This window comes from Lysobacter terrae (assembly GCF_054782215.1).
On the sequence record NZ_BAAGSX010000010.1, the window covers coordinates 68753 to 89391 of the forward strand.

Consider the following 20639-nt stretch of genomic DNA (forward strand, 5'->3'; position numbering starts at 1 on the left):
CGTGCCGGGGGCCGGATCATGTACGCATGAATGACCTCTACCCGAGCTCCCGCCTTCCCCTCGAAGACGGCGACATGCTCGCGGCTGTCGACCTTGGCTCCAACAGTTTCCACATGGTCGTGGCCCGCTACCTGCTCGGGCAGTTGCGCATCGTCGACCGCCTGCGCGAGACCGTGCGCCTGGCCGAAGGCCTGGACGGCAAGGGCGGCCTCGACGCCACCGTGCGTCAGCGCGCCATCGACTGCCTGGCCCGGTTCGGTCAGCGCGTGCAGGACATTCCCCCGCAGCGCGTCCGTGCGATCGCGACCAATACCGTACGTAGCCTCGCCCAGCCGCAATCCTTCCTGGTTCCTGCCGAAGCCGCGCTCGGGCACGCCATCGAAGTCGTGTCGGGCCGCGAAGAGGCGCGCCTGGTGTATCTGGGCGTCGCCCACGCGCAGCCGGCGAAGCCGGGCGAACTGCGCCTGGTCGTCGACATCGGCGGCGGTTCCACCGAATGCATCATCGGCACCGGCTTCGAGGCGATCGAACGCGAAAGCCTGCAGTTGGGTTGCGTCGCGACCACGCGGCGCTTCTTCCCCAGCGGCAAGCTGTCGAAAAAGAAATGGCGCGACGGGTTGACCGAGGCGACCGCCGAATTCCAGCAATTCACCGGCACCTACCGCGCGTTGGGCTGGCACGAAGTGATCGGCTCCTCGGGCACCAACAAGGCGATCGGCGAGATCTGCGCGGCGATGAAGCTCACCAAGGGCGCGGTCACCGCCGAAGCCCTGCCGCAGGTGCGCGATCGCCTCCTGCAGGCGGATCACATCGACGACATCGACCTGCCCGGCCTGTCCTCCGACCGACGCCCCGTCATTGCCGGCGGCGTACTGGTGCTGGAAGCCGCGTTCGCCGCGCTCAACCTGCAGCGCATGCAGGTCAGCAAGGCGGCGATGCGCGAAGGCATCCTCTACGACATGGTCGGCCGCGGCGGTGCGCACGATCCGCGCGATGCTTCGGTCGATGCACTGATGGTGCGCTACGCCATCGACAAGAAGCAGGCCACGCGCGTCGAGGCCACGCTGATGCGCCTGTTCGAACAGGTCGCGAAGAGCTGGACGCTGGACGAAGACGATCGGCTCATGCTCGCCCGCGCCGCGCGCCTGCACGAGCTCGGCCTCGTCATCGCGCACAGCCAGTACCACGTGCACGGTTCGTACGTGGTGGAGAACTCGGATATCGCGGGCTTCTCGCAACAGCAGCAGCGTTTCCTGGCCGCGCTGATCCGCACGCATCGCCGCAACATTCCCAAGGGCGCCTTCGACGCGGTGCCCGACCGCCTGCTCAACGTGGCCCGCCGCAGCGCGGCGCTGCTGCGCCTGGCCGTGCTGCTGCATCGCTCGCACGAGAACGGCGAAATCCCACGCCTCGATCTCAAGGCGGAAGGCAATCAGCTGACGCTCACCGTCTCCAAACGCTGGCTCGAGGCCCGCCCGCTGGTGAAGGCGGACCTGTCCGGCGAGCCGGACGACATCGCCGGACTGGGCATCCAGCTGCAGATCGTGGCGCTTTGACGGCACCTCTCACTCGGTAGGCGGCGCGGCGGCATCCGGGGCCTCGACGACATAGCCCTTGGCTTGCAGGGCCGGCACAGATCCGTCGCTCTCGAGCAGCTCCGCCATCGGCAACATCGCGAAACTCACCGGGTTGTTGGCGATCGCGGCTTCCGCAGCCGACAGCCAGGCCCGGCGGGCTTGGCCTTCGGCGTCGACGATCCCGCGCTTCTGCGCCGCGGATACCTGCATCAGCGCGTTCTGGCAGGCCTGGTACTGATCACCGAGCGGCAGGGCGCGTAGCGCGTCGATATCGCCCACGGCCCAGGCGTTCGCCCGCTGCGCCATGCGCGCCACGTCGGTTTCCAGATTCGCCAGCATCTTGTCGAAGCAGACCTGATCGCTGAGCGACCCGGAACGGAATTCCTTCAGCGCCGCCTTCGGATCGGAGATCGTCACCTTCACCTTCGGTTCGGTGAGCTTGATGTGGTTCGCCTTGACCGAGCGCTCCACCACGGGCCAGACGATGCCGCCGGCCAAGCCCGCGTCCTTGATCGCCGCCTGATACAGCTCGCCTGCGGCGAAGATCGGCCGCATCTTCTCGACGCCTCCATCGCGGCCTAGGTAGCGCTGCTTGAGCACCAGCCAACGCGCATACGATTCCGGCGGCACCACCTCTTGCAGCTTCTTGTCGTCCGGATTCTTGCGTACGCCGATCAGCGAAGGCAGCAGCGCCAGCTTGCCGAAGAAGCCGACATCGGTGTCGACCTGATAGCTCGGACCGGTGACGACTTCATGTGCTTGCGACAACACCTGCTCGACGTCGCGCGAAACCCATTCCATGCCCTTGGGCAGCGGCGACACCGTGCCCAGCACATACATCACGTGCCCGTTGCGCGACACCTTCCACATGCCCGGACCGGGCAACTTGCCCGACACCACGACCGGTGCTTCGTCGCGGATCGGCGGTGTGGCTTGCGGAGCTGCCTCCAGTGTTGCCGCGGAGGCCGTTGTGCACGCCAGGAACAAGACTCCGAGAACTATCGAACGCATCCGTTGCACTCCGCAGGCCTCGTCGAGGCAATGAGTTACTGACATTACCCGCGCCGCACGAGTTCAACGTCGGGAAGCAACCTCGCGTTGCACAGCCCGAAACGACAATGCCCGGCTTTTGGCCGGGCATTGTCGTTCATCGAATTGGTCGGGGTAGCCGGATTCGAACCGACGACCCTCTGCCCCCCAGGCAGATGCGCTACCAGGCTGCGCTATACCCCGAAAAGTCTTGCTGTTGCCGCGTTTGAGCGGGCGGCAAGTATAAACAAAAGGGCTTATCGACGCAGCAGCTGCAGGACTTCTTCCAGCTCCATCCGCACCTGCTTGATGATCTGCGAGCTCAGCGCCGACTCCTGCTTGGCACCCTCGCCTTCCAGGCGCAGCCGCGCGCCGCCGATGGTGTAGCCCTGTTCGTACAGCAGCCCACGGATCTGGCGGACCATCAGCACTTCGTGGCGCTGGTAGTAGCGGCGGTTGCCGCGGCGCTTCACCGGGCTGAGCATCGGGAATTCGGTTTCCCAGTAGCGCAGCACGTGCGGCTTCACATCGCACAGTTCACTGACTTCGCCGATGGTGAAGTAGCGCTTGGCCGGGATCGGCGGAAGCTCGCGGTTGCTGCCGGGGTCAAGCATTCTCGGCTCCGCTGTAGGCCTCGACGCGTTCCTTCAGCTTCTGGCCGGTGCGGAAGGTCACCACGGTGCGGGCGGAGATCGGAATCTCCTCGCCCGTCTTGGGATTGCGGCCCGGCCGCTGGTTCTTGCGGCGCAGGTCGAAGTTGCCGAAGCCGGATAGCTTCACCTGGCGGCCATGCTCCAAGGCTTCGCGCAACGCGTCGAAGAACGCGTCGACGAATTCCTTGGCCTCACGCTTGTTCAGTCCGACTTCGTCGAACAGGCGTTCGGCCATTTCTGCCTTGGTCAGTGCCATCGGTGCAAAACCCCCAACTGCGTCAGCCGCGTATCGCCGCGCCGTGTTCATGCTGCAGGGCGGCGATCACGGCCGCCACCGCCGCTTCCACGTCGGCTTCGGTCAGGGTGCGGGATTCTTCCTGCAGAATCAAGCCCATAGCCAGACTCTTGAATCCCGTTTCCACGCCCTTTCCGGCGTATCGGTCGAACAACACCAAGTCCCGCAGCATCGGGCCCGCAGCCTGGCGCACGGTGGCCGAAACGGCCGCCCAGGGGGTGCCTTCGGCGACGACGAACGCAAGGTCGCGGCGGACGGACGGATAGCGCGACTGCGCCCCGGCCTTCGACACGGCACGCGCCAGCAGACCCTCGAGGTCGAGTTCGAACGCGATTACGTCCGCGTCCAGGTCCAGCGCCCGCTGCAGGCGCGGGTGCAGCTGGCCGATCCAGCCGAGCTTGACCCCGTCGCGGTACACGTCGGCGGAACGGCCCGGGTGAGCCCAAGTCGGCTGCGACGTCCGGTATTCCAGATGCGCGCCTGCGGCAGCGGCCAGGCTTTCGAGGTCGCCCTTCAAATCGTGGAAACCGACCGGCTGCGACTTGCCCGACCACTGCTCGCCCTGCGCATGGCCGCACGCGGCGGCCGCGATGCGCTGGGTTTCCAGCGGCGCGGCGTCGCCATTGGCGGCGAAGACGTTGCCGAGCTCGAACAGCCGCACGCGCGACTGCTGGCGCGCGGCGTTGCGTGCGAGCGCGGAGACCAGGCCCGGCAGCAGCGCGGTGCGCATCACGCCCAGCTCGGCGCTGAGCGGATTGGCGAGCGGTACGGCGCGGTCGGTCGCGCCCCACGTCGCCAGCAGGTCCGCGTCCACAAACGCGTAGTTCACCGCTTCCAGATAGTCGCGCGCGGCCAGCTGGCGGCGTGCGGTCGCTTCGTCGATGCGGGTTTCCGACGGCGCAACCAGGCGCGAGGCGCCTGCCGGGAGCGTGGTCGGAATGACGTTGTAGCCGTGGATGCGGGCGATTTCCTCGATCAGGTCTTCCTCGATGGCGAGGTCGAAGCGGCGCGTGGGCGCCGTCACGCGCCAGCCATCGTCGATCGCTTCCACGCCGAGTCCCAGCGCGCGCAGGATCCGCTCGACCTCGGCATCGGCGACGCGCAGGCCGAGGACGCGCGCGAGGCGTTCGCGGCGCAGGCCGACGATTTGCGGCTTGGGCATGTCGGCTTCGCGCATGACGTCGATCATCGGGCCCGGCACGCCGCCAGCGATGTCGACGATCAGCTTCGTCGCGTATTCGACCGCGATGCGCGGCAGCTCCGGATCGACGCCACGCTCGAAACGATGCCCGGCGTCGGTGTGCATGCCGAGCCTGCGGCTACGTCCGATGATCGCCGAGGGAATCCAATGCGCAGCTTCAAGGAAGACATTGCGCGTCGCGTCGGTCACGCGCGTGTCGTAGCCCCCCATGATCCCGCCCAGCGCGGCGGCGCGTGCGGCCTTGCCGCCGCGACTGTCGGAGACGACGAGGAAATCGTCGTCGAGCGCCACGGTGCGGCCGTCTAGCAGCTTGAGTTCCTCGCCGTTGCGCGCGTGACGCACGACGACCGGACCTTCCAGCGTGTCCTTGTCGAACGCGTGCATCGGCTGGCCCAGCTCCAGCATCACGTACTGCGTCACGTCGACGAGGAAGCTGATCGGGCGCACCCCGCTGCGGCGCAGGCGCTCGGCCATCCACGACGGCGTGGCGACGGCAGGATCGATGCCTTCGATCACGCGGCCGGCGAAGCGCGGCACCTTGGCGCCCGCGTCGAGTTCAACGGCCATGATGCTGTCGCTGCGCGCCGGCACCTCGGCGGTTTCCAGCGGCCGCACTTCACTGCCCAGTGCGGCGGCGGCGTCGAAGGCGATGCCGCGCACGCTGAAGCAGTCGGCGCGGTTCGGCGTGAGCTTGAGTTCGATGGTGGCGTCGGGCAGGCCGAGGTAATCGGCGAGCTGCGTACCTACCGTTGCGTCGCTCGGAAGTTCCAGCAGGCCGGAGGCGTCCGGATCAACGCCTAGTTCCTTCGCCGAGCACAGCATGCCGAAGGACTCCACGCCGCGCAGTTTCGCCGCCTTGATCGCTAGGCCGCCGGGCAGGTTCGCACCGACGGTGGCGAGCGGCGCCTTCAGGCCAGCACGCGCGTTGGGCGCGCCGCACACGATCTGCACGATGCCGTTGCCGGTGTCGACCTGGCAGACCTGCAGGCGATCGGCTTCCGGATGCTTTTCCGCACTGACGATCTGGGCGACAACGACGCCGGCGAGCGATTCGCCCAGCACGGTCATGTCTTCGACTTCCAGGCCGATCGCGGTCAGCGTCGCGGCGAGCTCGTCGCGCGTCGCGGTGGTCGGCACATGCTGGCGCAGCCAGTTTTCGCTGAATTTCATGTTGGAACGGTCTCGACGATCCGTGATTTATGCAAACTGCTTGAGGAACCGCACATCGTTCTCGAAGAAGCTGCGCAAGTCGTCGACGCCATAGCGCAGCATCGCGAAGCGCTCCACGCCCAGGCCGAAGGCGTAGCCGGTGTACTTCTCCGGATCGATGCCGACGTTGCGCAGCACGTTCGGATGGACCATGCCGCAGCCCAGCACTTCCAGCCAGCGAGTGGAACCGTCCGGCTGCTGCCAGGCGATGTCGACTTCGGCCGAAGGCTCGGTGAAGGGGAAGTAGCTCGGACGGAAGCGCATCTCGAAATCGCGCTCGAAGAACGCGCGCACGAATTCGGCCAGCGTGCCCTTGAGATCGGCGAAGCTGGCGTGCTCGTCGACGAGCAGACCTTCGCACTGGTGGAACATCGGCGTGTGGGTCTGATCGCTATCGCTGCGGTAGACCTTGCCCAGCGCGATCATGCGCAGCGGCGGTTTGTTCTCCAGCATGTAGCGCACCTGCACGCCGGAGGTATGCGTGCGCAGCAGGCGGCCGTCGCCGAAGTAGAAGGTGTCGTGCATTGCCCGCGCCGGATGGTGCGGCGGGAAGTTGAGCGCTTCGAAGTTGTGCCAGTCGTCTTCGATCTCCGGCCCGTTGCTCAGCTCGTAGCCGAGGCGGCCGAAGATGTCGGCGATGCGTTCCATCGTGCGGCTGACCGGATGCAGGCCGCCGCGCGCGGCATCGAGGCCGGGCAGCGTGACGTCGATGGTTTCAGCGGCCAGGCGCGTGTCGAGCGCGGCGTCTTCGAGCTTGGTCTTGCGCTCGCCCAGGGCGGCGGTGACGACGTCGCGCGCCTGATTGATGGCTTCGCCGGCGCTCTTGCGCTGATCGGCCGGCAAGGCCCCCAACTGCTTGAGCTGGGCGGTGACGCTGCCGTGCTTGCCCAGCAATGCGACGCGCAGCGCCTCGATCGCATCGGGCGTTTCCGCCGTGGCGATGTCGCTCAGTGCTTGCTGGGTCAGTGATTCGATTCCGGTCATTTGATGCCGAACCTTGGGATGTTCAGTGCTTCCAGGAAAGCGAAAGCTCGTGGTTTGTCATTGCTAGCCGCGGGCGCGGCCTCAGCATCATGAGTACTTTGGTGCTGAGGCGGGCCGCCCAAAACGAAACATGGGGAAGGACTTGCGCCCTTCCCCATGCGTGTATTGCGTTGTACGTCCGGCGCTCCGCGCTGCGGAGTCCGGCCGATCAACTTACGCTGCGAGTGCGCTCTTCGCCTTCTCTGCCAGCGCCGCAAAACCCTTCGCGTCGTGCACGGCGATGTCCGCCAGCACCTTGCGGTCGAGGGTGATGCCGGCCTTCAGCAGGCCGTTGATAAATCGGCTGTAGCTCATGCCGTTGATGCGGGCCGCCGCGTTGATGCGGGTGATCCACAACGAACGGAAATTGCGCTTCTTCTGCTTGCGACCGATGTAGGCGTACTGCAGGGCCTTCGTCACCGCCTGCTTGGCGACGCGGAAGACCTTGCGACGGGCGTTGTAGTAGCCCTTGGCCTGCTTCAGGATTTTCTTGTGGCGGGCTCGTGCCGTCACACCACGCTTAACTCGTGCCATTTTCTAGCCCTCCTCAGAGATACGGAAGCATGCGGTCCAGACGGCCCGCGTCCTCGGCACGAACATGGTTCGTCTGCCGCAGGTTGCGCTTCCGCTTGGTCGCCTTCTTGGTGAGGATGTGGCTCTTGTTGGCGTGGCCGCACTTGTACTTGCCGGAAGCAGTCTTCCGGAAGCGCTTGGCCGCCGCCCGATTGGTCTTGATCTTGGGCATTGGGGTGTCCTTGCGAAATCTATGACTGGCCTGGGCGCCTCGACCTGGGTTGAACCCGAGGTTCTGGTCTTTCCGTCCTGCCCTAAACCGGTTTGTAAGTCGTTGATCCTGAAAGGATCAAGACAGGTTCCTGTGATACTGCGAACTGCAAACCCGGCGAACCGGGCCGCGCATTATGCAGGGAGATGGATTTCCTTGCAATTCCGGGGGTTAGGAAAAGCGAAGGGCGCCTGTCGGCGCCCTCCCCTCACCCTTTGCCCTCTCCCCGCAGGCGGGGAGAGGGGAACGGTTGGAATCAGCCGCTACGCGGCTGATCTCACTTCTTCTTGGGGGCGATCATCATGACCATCTGCCGGCCTTCCAGGCGCGGGCGCGATTCGATCACGATCTCGTCGCCCAGGTCCGCCTCGATGCGCTCGGCCATCGCGCGACCCAGTTCCTGGTGGCTCATCTCGCGGCCACGGAAGCGGATGTTGATCTTGACCTTGTCGCCTTCTTCGAGGAAGCGGCGGATGTTGCGCATCTTGATCTGGTAGTCGCCTTCATCGGTGACCGGCCGGAACTTGAGTTCCTTGATCTCGACCTGCTTCTGCTTCTTCTTGGCCTCGTTCGCCTTCTTCTGCATCTCGAACTTGAACTTGCCGAAATCCATGATCTTGCAGACCGGCGGATCGGCGTTCGGCTGGATTTCCACGAGATCGAGGCCTTCTTCCTCGGCCATGCGCAGGGCTTCGTCGCGCGTGAGCACGCCGATCATCTCGCCATCGCTACCGATCACGCGTACGCGCGGTACGCGGATTTCCTGGTTCTTTCGATTGGGCTTTTCGGGGGTACTGATGTTGCGATCTCCAAGAAGAAGCGTGCCGGCCGCATCAGTGCGGCCGGGGTTCAAACACTACTGTGCGCTCTCACTGCGCAAACGCGAGGCGAAATCGGCGACGGACATGGTGCCGAGATCTTCCCCTCCTCGCGTACGCACAGCGACCATGCCGTTTTCCTTCTCGCGGTCTCCAACCACCAGCAGGTACGGCACGCGCTGCAGCGTGTGCTCGCGAATCTTATAGCCGATCTTCTCGTTGCGCAAATCGGATTGGACCCGGAAGCCTTGATTCGTAAGGGATTTCCGGACTTCCTCGACCCAGTCGGCCTGGGCGTCGGTGATATTGGCGACGACCGCCTGGACCGGCGCCAGCCAGGACGGGAAGTGCCCGGCGTGGTGTTCGATCAGGATGCCGATGAAGCGCTCCATCGAGCCGACGATGGCCCGGTGCAGCATGACCGGGTGCCGCTTCTGGCTGTGCTCGTCCACGTACTCGGCGCCCAGGCGGCCGGGCATCATGAAATCGACCTGCATGGTGCCCAGCTGCCAGGTCCGGCCGATGGCGTCCTTGAGGTGGTATTCGATCTTGGGGCCGTAGAAGGCGCCCTCGCCCGGCAGCTCCTCCCACTCCACGCCGGCGGCGCGCAGGGCCGAGCGCAAGGCATTCTCGGCCTTGTCCCAGGTGGCGTCGTCGCCCAGGCGGGGTTCCGGGCGCAGGGCGATCTTCAGTTGCACGTCGCTGAAACCGAAGTCGGAATAGACCTTCATCGCCTGCTGGTGGAAGGCGGTCACTTCGGCCTCGATCTGATCCTCGGTGCAGAAGATATGGCCGTCGTCCTGGGTAAAGCCGCGCACGCGCAGGATGCCGTGCAGCGCGCCGGACGGCTCGTTGCGATGGCAGGCGCCGAACTCGCCGTAGCGGATCGGCAGGTCGCGGTAGCTGTGCAGGCCCTGCTTGAAGACCTGGACGTGGCCCGGGCAATTCATCGGCTTGAGCGCGTAGGTGCGCTTCTCCGACTCGGTGAAGAACATGTTGTCCTTGTAGTTGTCCCAGTGGCCCGAGGACTTCCACAGCGACACGTCGAGGATCTGCGGGCAGCGCACCTCGCCATAGCCGGTCTCGCGATACACGCGGCGCATGTGCTGCTCGACCACCTGCCACACCGACCAGCCCTTGGGATGCCAGAAGATCAGGCCCGGGGCTTCTTCCTGCAGATGGAACAGGTCCTGCTGCTTGGCGATCTTGCGGTGGTCGCGCTTCTCGGCTTCTTCCAGCTGATGCAGGTAGGCCTTGAGGTCCTTGTCGTTCAACCAGGCGGTGCCGTAGATGCGGCTGAGCATCTGGTTGTTGGAATCGCCGCGCCAGTAGGCGCCGGCCACCTTCATCAGCTTGAAGGCGCGCAGTTTGTCCGTGCCGGGCACATGCGGGCCGCGACACAGGTCGGTGAACTCGCCTTGCGAGTACAGCGACAGATCTTCGTTGGCCGGGATGGATTCGATGATCTCGGCCTTGTAGGCCTCGCCCATGCCCTTGAAGAAAGCGACCGCGTCGTCGCGCGACTTCACGCTGCGCGACACCGGCAGCGCTTCCTTCACGATCTTCTGCATCTCAGCCTCGATCGCCGGAAGATCGTCCGGGGTGAAGGGGCGTTCGTAGGCGAAGTCGTAATAGAAGCCGTTGTCGATCACCGGGCCGATGGTGACCTGCGCGCCCGGAAACAGGCGCTGCACGGCCTGGGCGAGCAGATGCGCGGTGGAATGGCGCAGCACTTCCAGGGCATCCGGATGCTTTTCGGTGACGATCTCGAGCGAGGCGTCCTGGCCGATGCGGTAGCTGGTGTCGACCAGCTTGCCGTCGACCTTGCCGGCGAGCGCGGCCTTGGCCAGGCCGGCGCCGATGGAGGCGGCGACGTCTCCGACCGTTACGGGGTTATCGAATTCACGGCGGCTGCCGTCGGGGAGCGTAATAGCGATCATCTGTAAGCGAGGTTCGAAATTCGGGATGAGGATTCAAGGGAGAAGGACGGCGTCCCGTCCGGCGAATCCTGGAGGCGGCGCATGAATGCGGCGCAGGAACGAAAACGGCGCCACGAGGGCGCCGTTGCGACGGGACCTCGGGGCGATTCAGCGATGGGCGGTGGTAGTGCTCATGTCGCACGCTCGGCCGGCGGATTGCCGCGGGCCACCTGATCCTGTCGTAACGGGCGCGGCGGTTGCCGCACGGATGCAATGGTTGGGGACGGCGCGGGGCAAGTCAACTCGGGCCTCGTGCTTCCATCCCAGGCTGGAGTCATTACGGGCGGGCAGGCGGCGCCGGCGGGTCTGCGTGACACGCCGTGAATCCGTCCATGGAGGCTTGGTCGGCGGCATCCGTGCCGCCGACAGTCACGCAGACCCACCGGCACCGCCTGCCCCTCACACATCGTGGTGGTTCGGGCAAAAAGCTAAAAGACAGAGCGCTTTAGAAGCGGTGAGCTTCACGCTCGCGATTAGCGCTGCCCGCCGGGATGGGGGTGGCGGAGAGCGGACCATGGATGGTCCGCGGCCCGACTAAAGGCAGGACTGCCATCCGGAGGGTCGGAGCCACCCCCATCCCGGCGGGTAGCGCGCCCTACCGAAGCCGTAAGCCGACGGAAGCAACGGCAAAAGCGCCCCTCATCTGCCCTTCGGGCATCTTCTCCCCGCTGTGCGGGGAGAAGAAAGATCTCCCTCTCCCAGCTTGCGGGGAGAGGGACAGCGTTGCGGAGCAACGCAGAGTGAGGGGAGGTCAGCGCCCCGCTACCTTCTTCCGCTCCGGCATGCGCTCCGGCCAACCGCCCGCCAACGCCTTGTACAGCGCTACCGCGCTGTTGACGCTACGGGTGCGTCCATCGGCGAACGCGTCCTGCGCCTGCAACTGCGTGCGTTCGGCATCCAGCACTTCGAACAGATCCACCGCGCCGGCCTCGAACCGAATGCGCGCGAGCTGCGCCGCCTTGGCACTGTCGATCGCCGCCTGTTCCAGATGCTGGTCCTCGACGCGCGCGCGGGCATGCCGCACCAGCGCGTTTTCGGTGTCTTCCAGCGCGGTCAGCACCGTCTTCTCGTACTGCGCGAGCTCGCCTTCGGCATCCGCATCGGCGGCCTTGATGCGCGCGCGCACGCGGCCGATGTCGAGGAACGACCAGTCGATGCCCAGCGCAACCAGCCGCGTCTCGCTGTCGCGTTCGAACAGCGCATTGCTGTCGATCGCCTGCGAACCGATCAGACCGCCCAGAGTGAAGCGCGGGAACAGGTCGGCCGTGGCGACGCCGATCCGCGCCGTGGCGGTGTGCAGCCGTTGCTCGGCCGCGGCCACGTCGGGACGATTGCGCAGCAGATCGCCGGGCGCCGCGGGATCGATGCGCGCCGGCAGCGGCGGCAGCGGTTGCTGCGGCGTGAGTTCGGCGATCAGCGCGTCCGGCGTGCGGCCGGTCAGCACCGCGATGCGATGCATGGTCACGGCGACCTGCGCTTCCAGCGCCGGCACGCGCGAACGCGTGGCTTCCAACTGCGCGCGTGCACGCGAGGTGTCGAACTCGGTACCGCGGCCTGCGTTGAAGCGGGCATCGACCAGCTTCAGCGTTTCCGCCTGGTTGTCGGCGTTCTCGCGCGCCACGCGCAGACGCTCCTGCAAACCACGCAGGTCGACGTAACTGCTCACGACCTCGCCCACGATCGCGACCTGCGTCGCCTGCAGGTCGGCCGCCGAGGCCTGCGCACCCGCACGCTGCGCTTCCACGCTGCGGCGGACGCGGCCCCACAGATCGAGCTCCCATGAAACGGAAGCCTGCGCGCTGTAGCTCTCCGCATCGCGGTCGGCACGCGAAACGCCCGGCGCCTGGTCCGCGCTGGCACGACCGTCCGACGCTTCCGCATGCGCGGTGACCGTCGGGAAGTAGTCGAACTTGGCGCCGCGCAGCAGTGCATTGGCGCGGTCGTAGTTGGCCAGCGCAATGCGCAGATCATGATTGGCGGTCAGCGTCTCTTCGACCAGCCGGGTCAACAACGGATCATTGAAGCCGCGCCAGAACTCGCTGTCGGTGGTGAGCGGGACGCTTTCACCGGCAGGCGCAGTGGCGGCGTCGGTCTCGACCGACGCCTGCGCGAATTGCGCCGGCACCGGCATGTCCGGACGAACGAAGTCCGGCCCGACCGCGCAGGCCGCCAGCAACGCCGAAGCGATGCCCAGCGTCAGCGCACGAAAGGGAGTGGAAGCGATCACCATGGCAGCGTGTCCTCGAAGTAGACGAAACCACCGCTCTGCCCCGCATCGTCGAGCAGCGCCATGCGCACGCTGGTCTTGGCGCCGTCGGCGACTTCGAGTTCACCGCCGGCGTTCATGTCGGTCTTCACCGAGCCGGGGTGCACCGCGTTCACCTTGATCTGGGTATCGCGCAATTCGTAAGCCAGCTGCACGGTCCAGGCATTCACCGCACTCTTGGACACGTTGTAGGCCGGCACCTTGAAGTTGTAGATCGGCGACGCCGGATCCGCATTCGCCGCAACCGAACCGAGGATGCTGGACACGTTGACGATGCGCGCGGCCGGCGCCTTGTACAGCAGGGGCAGGAAGGCCTGGGTGGTGGCGACCACGCCGAACACGTTGGTGTCGAAGGTCTCGCGCCAGATCTCCAGCGACTGCTCCGACGGCTTGCGCTGCATGTCGTCGCGGAACACGCCGGCGTTGTTGACCAGGATGTCGAGCTTGCCGTGCTTTTGCGCGATTTCCTGCGCGGCGGCGGCGATGCTGTCGGTCTTGGTGACGTCCAGCGCGATGGCTTCGACCGGCAGGCCTTCGGCCTGCAGCTTGAGCGAGGCTTCGACGGCCTTGCTGCGGTCGCGGCCGGCGAGCAGGACATGCACGCCCTGGCTGGCGAGCTGGCGTGCGGTTTCGAAACCGATGCCGCGGGTGGCGCCGGTGACGAGGGCGATCTTGTTTGCGTTCTGAGCGGACATGGGGGATTCCTGTGTGGCGGGCTTGCCCGCCGTCGTATGTGGGGAAGTGAGCGCAGAGCGGACTGGCGTCCGTTCTGCGCTCGCCTACTTCAGAGCAGGGACGAAGCGGTCACCGAATGCGCCGCGAGCGACGTCGGCTGGTCATGGCGCACCAGCGGCTTGCCGGCCAGCTTGCGCAGCGCCACGTAGAACACCGGCGTCAGGAACAGGCCGAACAGAGTGACACCGAGCATGCCGGCGAACACCGTGATACCCGTGACCGAACGGACTTCCGCACCCGCACCATGCGAGAACACCAGCGGCACGGTGCCGGCGATGAACGCGATCGAGGTCATCACGATCGGGCGCAGGCGCAGGCGGCAGGATTCCAGCGCCGCCTCGATGATGCCCTTGCCCTGCAGTTCCAGTTCGCGGGCGAACTCGACGATCAGGATCGCGTTCTTGCACGCCAGGCCCATCAGCACGACCAGGCCGACCTGGACGAAGACGTTGTTGTCGCCACCGGTGAGCTTCACGCCCAGCAGCGCGGACAGCAGGGTCATCGGCACGATCAGGATGACCGCCAGCGGCAGCGTCCAGCTTTCGTACAGCGCGGCGAGCACCAGGAACGCCAGCATGATGGCAAGCGGGAACACGACCAGCGATGCATTGCCCTGCGTTGCCTGCTGGTAACTCAGATCACTCCAGTCGAAACCCATGCCGTTTGGCAGCACCTTCCCGGCGATATCGGTGACCTTCTCCATCGCCTCGCCCGACGACATCAGGCGCGGGTCGTAACCGCCGAGCAGGTCGGCCGCCGGATAACCGTTGAAGCGCAGCACCGGGTCGGGACCGTAGGTCTGCTTGATGTTGACCATCGAACCGATCGGCACCATCTCGCCATTGACGTTGCGCGTGCGCAGCTTGGTGATGTCCTCGACACGACCGCGGAACTGGCCGTCGGCCTGGGCGATGACCTGCCAGGTGCGACCGAACATGTTGAAGTCGTTGACGTAGGCCGAGCCCAGATAGGTCTGCAGCGTGTCGAACAGCTCCGTCAGCGGAACGCCCTGCGCCTTCGCCTTCACGCGATCGACCTCCGCATCGAGCTGCGGCACGTTGGCCTGGTAGCTCGAGATCGGAAAGCCCATGCCCGGCGTCTGCGCGGCGGTGCCCTGCACGGCCTGTACCGCACTCTGCAGCGCACCGTAGCCGAGGTTGGCGCGATCTTCGACGAACAGCGAGTAACCCTGGCCGTTGCCCAGGCCGAGAATCGGCGGCGGCATCAGCGAGAAGGCGAAACCTTCCTGGATACCGGCAAGCTTGGCGTTGAGCTCGTCATTGATCTCCTTCGCGGACTTGTGACGCTGGTTGAACGGCTTGAGCGGGAAGAACACCACGCCGCTGTTCGGCGTATTGGTGAACTGCAGCGGATTCAGGCCCGGGAACGCGACCTCGTGGTCGACGCCCTCGATGCTCATCGCCGCTGCGGCGACTTTCTTCAAAGCCGCGTCGGTACGTTCAATCGACGCGCCTTCCGGCAGACGCACGCCGGCGATCAGGTACAGCTTGTCCTGGGTCGGAATGAAGCCGGCAGGCACCCACTGGAACACCCCGGCGGCTGCGATCAGGAGCACGGCGTACACGCCGAACACGCGACCACGGTGACCCAGGATGCGGCTCACGCCGCCGCCGTACTGCGACGACTTGCGGTTGAAGAAGCGGTTGAACGGACGGAACACCCAGCCGAACGCACGTTCGATGAGGCGCGACAGCCCATCCTTCGGCGCATCGTGGCTGCGCAGCAGCTTGGCCGCGAGCGCCGGCGACAGCGTCAACGAATTGACCGCGGAGATCACCGTGGAGATGGCGATGGTCACCGCGAACTGCTTGTAGAACTGGCCGGTGACGCCGGAGAGGAAGGCCATCGGCACGAACACCGCACACAGCACCAGCGCGATCGCGATGATCGGACCGGAGACTTCCTTCATTGCCAGGTGCGCGGCTTCGAGCGGCGTGGCGCCGTGTTCGATGTGGCGCTCGACGTTTTCCACCACCACGATCGCGTCATCGACCACGATGCCGATCGCCAGCACGAGGCCGAACAGGGTCAGCGTATTGATCGAAAAGCCGAGCAGATAGAGCGCAGCGAAGGTACCGACGATCGAGACCGGAACCGCGATCAGCGGAATGATCGAGGCTCGCCAGGTTTGCAGGAAGAGGATGACGACCAGTACCACCAGCAGCGTGGCTTCCAGCAGCGTGCTGACCACGGCCTTGATCGAGTCGCGCACGAAGATCGTGGTGTCGTAGACCGTGCGGTATTCCACGCCCGGCGGGAAGGTCTTCTTCAGTTCTTCCATCTTCGCCACGACCGAGTCGCGGATCTGCAGCGCGTTCGCGCCGGGCGACTGGAACACGCCCATCGCCGCGGCATTCTGGCCGTCGAGGCGCGCACGCAGGGTGTAGTCGCCCGCGGCGAGCTCGACGCGCGCTACGTCGCCCAAGCGCACGACCTGCCCGTCCGCACCGCTCTTCAGCACGACGTCCTTGAATTCCTCGACCGAACGCAGGCGACCCTGCGCATTGATCGGGGTCAGGAAATCGCTGCCGTTGGGCATCGGTTCGGCGCCGAGCTGGCCGGCGGAGACCTGGATGTTCTGCTCGCGCACGGCGCGCAGCACGTCGCCGGCGGTCATGCCCTGCGCGGCTATACGATCGGGGTCGAGCCAGATGCGCATGGCGTAGTCGCCACCACCGAACTGCTGCGCGTCGCCGACACCCGGGATCTTGGCGATTTCGTCCTTGACGTGCAGGCGCATGAAGTTGCGCAGGTACAGCGTGTCGTACTTGCCATTGGTCGAAACCAGATGCACGACCATCAGGAACACGGGCGACTGCTTCTGCGTCGTCACGCCCTGGCGGCGCACGTCTTCGGGCAGTCGGGCCAGCGCCTGGGCGACGCGGTTCTGCACGCGGACCGCGGCGTCATCGGCATCGGTGCCCGGCTTGAACGTCACCGTCAGCTGCAGCACGCCGTCGGAACCGGCGACCGACTTCATGTACATCAGGTGCTCGACGCCGTTGATCGCTTCTTCAAGCGGCGTGGCGACGGTTTCGGCGATCACCTTCGGGTTGGCGCCCGGATACACGGTACGCACCACCACCGACGGCGGTACGACTTCCGGGTATTCGCTGATGGGCAGCAGCGGGATGGCAATCAGGCCCGCGGCGAAGATGATGATCGACAGCACGGCAGCGAAGATCGGCCTGTCGATGAAAAATTTGGAGAAGTCCATTGGGGGCCTCGGGTCTTGCCTGCGCAAGCGAAAGGAAAGGCCTGCCCGATCCTCCCCGCGGGGGGGAGGAGAGAACGGGGAGGATCGGCGGCCTGCAAACTTCCGGATCAGCCAAGCAGACTGATCCGGTTGAAGCGGTTACTTAAGCGCGTTACTTGGAACCGGCGGCGCTCGCCACCTGCTCCGCCGGCGCGGCGCCCATGACGATCGTTTTCGGCGACACCGGCATGCCGGGGAAGAAGACCTTCTGCACGCCATGCACGATCACCTTGTCCGCCGGGGTGAGGCCCGACTCGACCACGCGCAGTCCATCGATGCTGCGGCCGAGCACTACGTCCTTGCGCATCGCCGCGTTCTTCGGGCCGAGCACGTAGACGTACTTGCGGTCCTGGTCGGTGAGCACGGCCTTGTCGTCGATCAGCAGCGCCTTGAACTCGCCGCTGCCCTGCAACTGCACGCGGGCGAACAGACCCGGGGTGAACAGGCGGTCCGGGTTCTTCAGCACCGCACGGGCGCGGATCGTGCCGGTGCGCGAGTCGACCTGGTTGTCGACGAAGTCGACCGTGCCTTCGTGCGGGTAGCCGGTTTCGCTGGCCAGACCCACGCGGACCGGGTTCTTCGAGTCGGCGCGTTCGCCCTTGCGAGCGAGTTCGTTGTAGCGCAGGAAGCTCTGCTCGTCGCTTTCGAAATACACGTACACCGGATCCTGCGATACAACCGTGGTCAGCAGCGTCGCGTCGGCCTGGGCGAGGTTGCCCTCGGTGACCAGTGCGCGACCGGCGCGGCCTTCGATCGGCGAGCGCACTTCGGTGAACTGCAGGTCCAGCTGCGCGCTAGTGACGGCCGCTTCGGCGGCGCGCACGGCGGCATTGGTGCCGGACGTGTTGGCCTTGCGCTGTTCGAACTCTTCGCGCGAGATCGCCTTGGCTTCGATCAGGGTCTGCGCGCGAGCGTCTTGCGCCTGGGCCAGACGCGCTTCGGCGCGAGCGCGTTCGAGCTCGGCACGGGCACGATCGAGCGAGGCCTGGTACGGACGCTGGTCGATCACGAACAGCAGTTCGCCCTTATGGACTTCCTGCCCCTCCTGATAGGCCACGCGCTGCACGTAGCCGCTTACGCGCGGGCGCAGTTCGACGGTTTCCACGGCCGCGACGCGACCGGTGAATTCGTCCCACTGGTGGACCGGCTTGGAGAGGACATTGGCGACGCTGACTTCCGGCGGCGGCGGCATGCCGGCGTTCGGCGCGGCCTCGCTGCTGCATCCGGCCAGGACGAGAAGAAGAGTGATGCCGACCGCAACGGCCAGCCACGGCAGCCCGGCTTGGGGCTGGAACAGTCCTGAGCGAGAAAGTTTCCTGCGGCTCATTTCGTACGCTCCTGATTCTTTTTCTTGAGGGGGGAGGATGTTGGAGAGGAGATGTCTTCGAGCAGCTTGCGCGCGTCCTGCAGACAGCGTGCTGGCAGCAGGGAGTCGTCGCTATCCATTTCTTGCGGCGGGTCGTGTGGCGAAAACTGCGGAGACATCGACGATGCGGCCTGGTCCGGCTCCAGGGTCAAGCCCCTGTCCTGCACAGACGCGCTTTCGATAAGTGACGAATGGAGGAACGGCGCATCGACATCGTCGTCCGCGCTCGTGGCACGGCCGCCTTCGACAGCATCGACGTCGCAATCGCGGTAATCGACAACCGCCTCGTTGCAGGTGGCGTCGTTGCGATGCTTGAGCAGAGCCAGCGCCTTGCGGCCGATGTGGCCCACGCAGGGCCACTGCTGGCAGGCGTATTTCTCGTTGCTGTCCGTGCGCACCGGGGATTCGACTTCCAGCAACTGCAGGCGCACGGCATGCGCCTGCGCCTCGTTGTGCAGGACGCGCGCGAGCATGCGCAGCGCGGCGGCGGCTATCGAACGGTGGCCATAACCCGCCCAGGGATTGCGACTGCCGGGGCCGCCGACGACGACGTAGCCGCAGTTGCGGCCCGATTCACCCAGCCACGGCAGCAGATGGCGCGCGGCGACCAGATGCGGCAGCACCGCGTCGTCGAAGCTGCGGCGCAGCTGATCGGACGATTGATCGAGCAGGCGACCGCGTTCGTCGCCCATGCCCAGCGCGGCGACCACGCCGATAAAGGAATGGCTGATCCGCCGCAGCTCGGCCACCAGGTCCGAAGCCGCGGCGTCGTCGGCCACGGAGCCCACCAGGGTCTTGAGCTTGGCGGTCGGATGGCGTTGCCGGAGCTGTTCCAGCGCCGTGGCATCCCGCGCGACGGCGACCACCGGCCAGCCGGCTTCGATCGCGGCCTTGACCGTTGCGGCACCGATCGTGCCGGTGGCGCCGAGAATCAGGACGGCGGGCTTCACCGTCCCACTCCCGGGACATTTTCTCCCACATCCGGGACGATGGCCGCTTTCCGGACCCGCTGCTGCAGCCAGCTGATCACGGGCAGGAGGACCAGGGCCAAGGGCAGCGCCACGACCACCGAAAGCACGCCAGCCATCATCAGCGCCTCTGCGGCACCCGCATAAATGGCCTGTTTCAGTGCGATCACCGCCAAGCCCGTCACACCGGCGAAGGCCGCCAGCATGGTCAGGACGTAGGTGAATCGGGCGCGGGGGGAGGACAACATGACGGCGGTACCTTGGGAACTGGTGCGCAGATTAGTCCCATGGATGGCACTTGATTAGCCGTCGATTAAGGGAATAATTGTCCCGAAATCGGTCCAATTGGACCGCCCCTACCCGGAGTCGCCCCCAATGACCCGCGATCTCAACGACACCCTGGTCTTCGTCAAGGTGGTCGAGCACGGCAGCTTCATCTCCGCAGCGCGTTCGCTGCGCCTTCCCAAGACCACCGTCAGCCGCAAGGTGCAGGAGCTGGAAACGCGCCTGGGCGCGCAACTGCTGCATCGGACCACGCGCAAGCTGGGCCTTACCGAAGCCGGCAATGTGTACTTCGAACACTGCCAGCGCATCGCGCGCGAACTGGACGAGGCCGAAAGCGCCGTCGGCCAGTTACAGAGCGGACCGCGCGGCTGGTTGCGCTTCACCGCGCCCTACTCGCTGGGCATCGACAGGATCGCGCCGCTGCTGGGTGAATTCCGCGCTCGTCATCCCGAGGTGCGCGTGGAGATGCTGCTGAGCAACGAACCGCTCGATCTCATCGACAAGGAAATCGACGTCGCCTTGCGCGTCGGCAATCTGCCCGATTCCAATCTGGTGGCACGGCGCCTCGCCGTATTCCGCACCCAGATCTTCGCCAGCCCGCAGTACATCGAGCGCCATGGCGAGCCGCTGCACCCGGACGATCTCGTCCACCACTCGACGCTGGCGATGCACAAGGCGCGCCGGAACGGCAGCGGCTTCGCCTGGTCGCTGAGCGATGGCGAACGCACCACCGATTACCGCATCGACCCGGTCTTCGTCGCCAACGACTACGGCGCGATCAAGGGCGCCCTGCTCTGCGGCGAAGGCCTGATGCTGGCTGCCGACGTGATGATGAAGCCGCTGGCCGAACACGGCTTCGTGCAGCGCGTGCTCGCCGGCTGGACCGGCCCGGAGTACGAATTCAATGCGGTGTTCCCGCGCGGCATGGTGCAGTCGCCGAAGGTGCGTGCGTTCGTCGACTTCCTGGTCGAACGGCTGAACTTCGACGCGAACTACATGGAAGAACTCTGCCCGATCTTCAAGCGCCAGCAGGAGCAGGCGATGGCGACCGCGAAGAGCAGGGCCAAGCCGAAGCGTGCCGCGGTCGCCGCGGTGCCCCTGGAGACCGACGACCAGTTGGCGGAGCAGGAAGCGGAAGCGGCAGTCTGAGCGAAGCAGGCACGCGATCCGTTCC

17 protein-coding genes and 1 tRNA gene are annotated in these 20639 nt (G+C 65.9%); 2 read left to right on the top strand and 16 right to left on the bottom strand.

All coding sequences use genetic code 11. The features are described from left to right. Positions 1-26 precede the first annotated feature (26 nt). Entirely contained in the window at positions 27-1556 is a 1530-nt protein-coding gene (gene ppx / locus ACYVJ8_RS15260; RefSeq protein ID WP_460713946.1) for an exopolyphosphatase, read from the top strand. A 9-nt stretch (positions 1557-1565) separates the two neighbouring features. Here ppx and ACYVJ8_RS15265 read toward each other — a convergent pair whose 3' ends face one another. The 16 genes from ACYVJ8_RS15265 to ACYVJ8_RS15340 form a co-directional block, all read right to left on the bottom strand. Beyond that, entirely contained in the window at positions 1566-2588 is a 1023-nt protein-coding gene (locus ACYVJ8_RS15265; RefSeq protein WP_460713948.1) for a TraB/GumN family protein, read from the bottom strand. Between the two features lie 145 nt (positions 2589-2733). Then, positions 2734-2810, bottom strand: a tRNA-Pro gene (locus tag ACYVJ8_RS15270). A 53-nt stretch (positions 2811-2863) separates the two neighbouring features. Beyond that, a complete protein-coding gene (locus ACYVJ8_RS15275) occupies positions 2864-3220 on the bottom strand; it encodes a MerR family transcriptional regulator (RefSeq protein ID WP_460713950.1) in 357 nt (118 codons plus the stop codon). Then, positions 3213-3515 (bottom strand): integration host factor subunit alpha, encoded by a 303-nt coding sequence (locus ACYVJ8_RS15280; protein ID WP_460713952.1) that lies wholly within the window; start codon positions 3513-3515, stop codon positions 3213-3215. The genes ACYVJ8_RS15275 and ACYVJ8_RS15280 overlap by 8 nt, the downstream gene beginning before the upstream one ends. A 22-nt stretch (positions 3516-3537) precedes the next feature. Next, on the bottom strand, positions 3538-5925 hold the full coding sequence (pheT, locus tag ACYVJ8_RS15285; RefSeq protein ID WP_460713954.1) for a phenylalanine--tRNA ligase subunit beta: 2388 nt from the start codon (positions 5923-5925) through the stop codon (positions 3538-3540). A gap of 27 nt (positions 5926-5952) precedes the next feature. Beyond that, positions 5953-6948 carry a phenylalanine--tRNA ligase subunit alpha gene (gene pheS / locus ACYVJ8_RS15290; RefSeq protein ID WP_460713956.1) on the bottom strand — a complete coding sequence of 332 codons (996 nt, stop codon included), beginning with the start codon at positions 6946-6948 and terminating at the stop codon, positions 5953-5955. Between the two features lie 213 nt (positions 6949-7161). After that, positions 7162-7521: a 50S ribosomal protein L20 gene (rplT, locus tag ACYVJ8_RS15295; protein WP_207525558.1), complete on the bottom strand. Its 360-nt coding sequence runs from the start codon at positions 7519-7521 to the stop codon at positions 7162-7164. Between the two features lie 13 nt (positions 7522-7534). After that, a complete protein-coding gene (gene rpmI, locus ACYVJ8_RS15300) occupies positions 7535-7732 on the bottom strand; it encodes a 50S ribosomal protein L35 (protein WP_027083463.1) in 198 nt (65 codons plus the stop codon). Between the two features lie 316 nt (positions 7733-8048). Further along, a complete protein-coding gene (infC, locus tag ACYVJ8_RS15305; RefSeq protein WP_460714411.1) occupies positions 8049-8570 on the bottom strand; it encodes a translation initiation factor IF-3 in 522 nt (173 codons plus the stop codon). Positions 8571-8627: 57 nt separating this feature from the next. Next, a complete protein-coding gene (gene thrS, locus ACYVJ8_RS15310) occupies positions 8628-10529 on the bottom strand; it encodes a threonine--tRNA ligase (RefSeq protein WP_460713960.1) in 1902 nt (633 codons plus the stop codon). Between the two features lie 790 nt (positions 10530-11319). Further along, positions 11320-12798, bottom strand: coding sequence for an efflux transporter outer membrane subunit (locus tag ACYVJ8_RS15315; protein ID WP_460713962.1), 1479 nt, complete (start codon positions 12796-12798; stop codon positions 11320-11322). Further along, positions 12792-13529 (bottom strand): SDR family oxidoreductase, encoded by a 738-nt coding sequence (locus ACYVJ8_RS15320; protein WP_460713964.1) that lies wholly within the window; start codon positions 13527-13529, stop codon positions 12792-12794. The genes ACYVJ8_RS15315 and ACYVJ8_RS15320 overlap by 7 nt, the downstream gene beginning before the upstream one ends. 89 nt (positions 13530-13618) lie before the next feature. Continuing rightward, positions 13619-16807, bottom strand: coding sequence for an efflux RND transporter permease subunit (locus tag ACYVJ8_RS15325; RefSeq protein WP_460713966.1), 3189 nt, complete (start codon positions 16805-16807; stop codon positions 13619-13621). Between the two features lie 151 nt (positions 16808-16958). Further along, complete coding sequence (locus tag ACYVJ8_RS15330) at positions 16959-18173, bottom strand: efflux RND transporter periplasmic adaptor subunit (RefSeq protein WP_460713968.1); 1215 nt, start codon at positions 18171-18173, stop codon at positions 16959-16961. Next, positions 18170-19162, bottom strand: coding sequence for an SDR family NAD(P)-dependent oxidoreductase (locus tag ACYVJ8_RS15335; RefSeq protein ID WP_460713970.1), 993 nt, complete (start codon positions 19160-19162; stop codon positions 18170-18172). Before ACYVJ8_RS15335 ends, ACYVJ8_RS15330 begins: the two co-directional genes overlap by 4 nt. Next, positions 19159-19428: a hypothetical protein gene (locus ACYVJ8_RS15340; protein ID WP_460713972.1), complete on the bottom strand. Its 270-nt coding sequence runs from the start codon at positions 19426-19428 to the stop codon at positions 19159-19161. The genes ACYVJ8_RS15335 and ACYVJ8_RS15340 overlap by 4 nt, the downstream gene beginning before the upstream one ends. Positions 19429-19555: 127 nt before the next feature. On the opposite strand from ACYVJ8_RS15340, the gene ACYVJ8_RS15345 reads away from it, so the two are divergent. After that, positions 19556-20614 carry a LysR family transcriptional regulator gene (locus ACYVJ8_RS15345; protein ID WP_460713974.1) on the top strand — a complete coding sequence of 353 codons (1059 nt, stop codon included), beginning with the start codon at positions 19556-19558 and terminating at the stop codon, positions 20612-20614. Positions 20615-20639 lie beyond the last annotated feature (25 nt).

Excerpts from the sequence above, each read along its gene's own strand:
- ACYVJ8_RS15280 (WP_460713952.1), bottom strand. The coding sequence starts at position 3,515 with ATGGCACTGACCAAGGCAGAAATGGCCGAACGCCTGTTCGACGAAGTC.
- ACYVJ8_RS15340 (WP_460713972.1), bottom strand. The coding sequence starts at position 19,428 with ATGTTGTCCTCCCCCCGCGCCCGATTCACCTACGTCCTGACCATGCTG.
- ppx (WP_460713946.1), top strand. The coding sequence starts at position 27 with ATGAATGACCTCTACCCGAGCTCCCGCCTTCCCCTCGAAGACGGCGAC.
- ACYVJ8_RS15315 (WP_460713962.1), bottom strand. The coding sequence starts at position 12,798 with ATGGTGATCGCTTCCACTCCCTTTCGTGCGCTGACGCTGGGCATCGCT.
- ACYVJ8_RS15275 (WP_460713950.1), bottom strand. The coding sequence starts at position 3,220 with ATGCTTGACCCCGGCAGCAACCGCGAGCTTCCGCCGATCCCGGCCAAG.
- pheT (WP_460713954.1), bottom strand. The coding sequence starts at position 5,925 with ATGAAATTCAGCGAAAACTGGCTGCGCCAGCATGTGCCGACCACCGCG.
- rplT (WP_207525558.1), bottom strand. The coding sequence starts at position 7,521 with ATGGCACGAGTTAAGCGTGGTGTGACGGCACGAGCCCGCCACAAGAAA.
- thrS (WP_460713960.1), bottom strand. The coding sequence starts at position 10,529 with ATGATCGCTATTACGCTCCCCGACGGCAGCCGCCGTGAATTCGATAAC.
- ACYVJ8_RS15265 (WP_460713948.1), bottom strand. The coding sequence starts at position 2,588 with ATGCGTTCGATAGTTCTCGGAGTCTTGTTCCTGGCGTGCACAACGGCC.
- rpmI (WP_027083463.1), bottom strand. The coding sequence starts at position 7,732 with ATGCCCAAGATCAAGACCAATCGGGCGGCGGCCAAGCGCTTCCGGAAG.
- pheS (WP_460713956.1), bottom strand. The coding sequence starts at position 6,948 with ATGACCGGAATCGAATCACTGACCCAGCAAGCACTGAGCGACATCGCC.
- ACYVJ8_RS15320 (WP_460713964.1), bottom strand. The coding sequence starts at position 13,529 with ATGTCCGCTCAGAACGCAAACAAGATCGCCCTCGTCACCGGCGCCACC.
- ACYVJ8_RS15330 (WP_460713968.1), bottom strand. The coding sequence starts at position 18,173 with ATGAGCCGCAGGAAACTTTCTCGCTCAGGACTGTTCCAGCCCCAAGCC.
- ACYVJ8_RS15345 (WP_460713974.1), top strand. The coding sequence starts at position 19,556 with ATGACCCGCGATCTCAACGACACCCTGGTCTTCGTCAAGGTGGTCGAG.
- ACYVJ8_RS15325 (WP_460713966.1), bottom strand. The coding sequence starts at position 16,807 with ATGGACTTCTCCAAATTTTTCATCGACAGGCCGATCTTCGCTGCCGTG.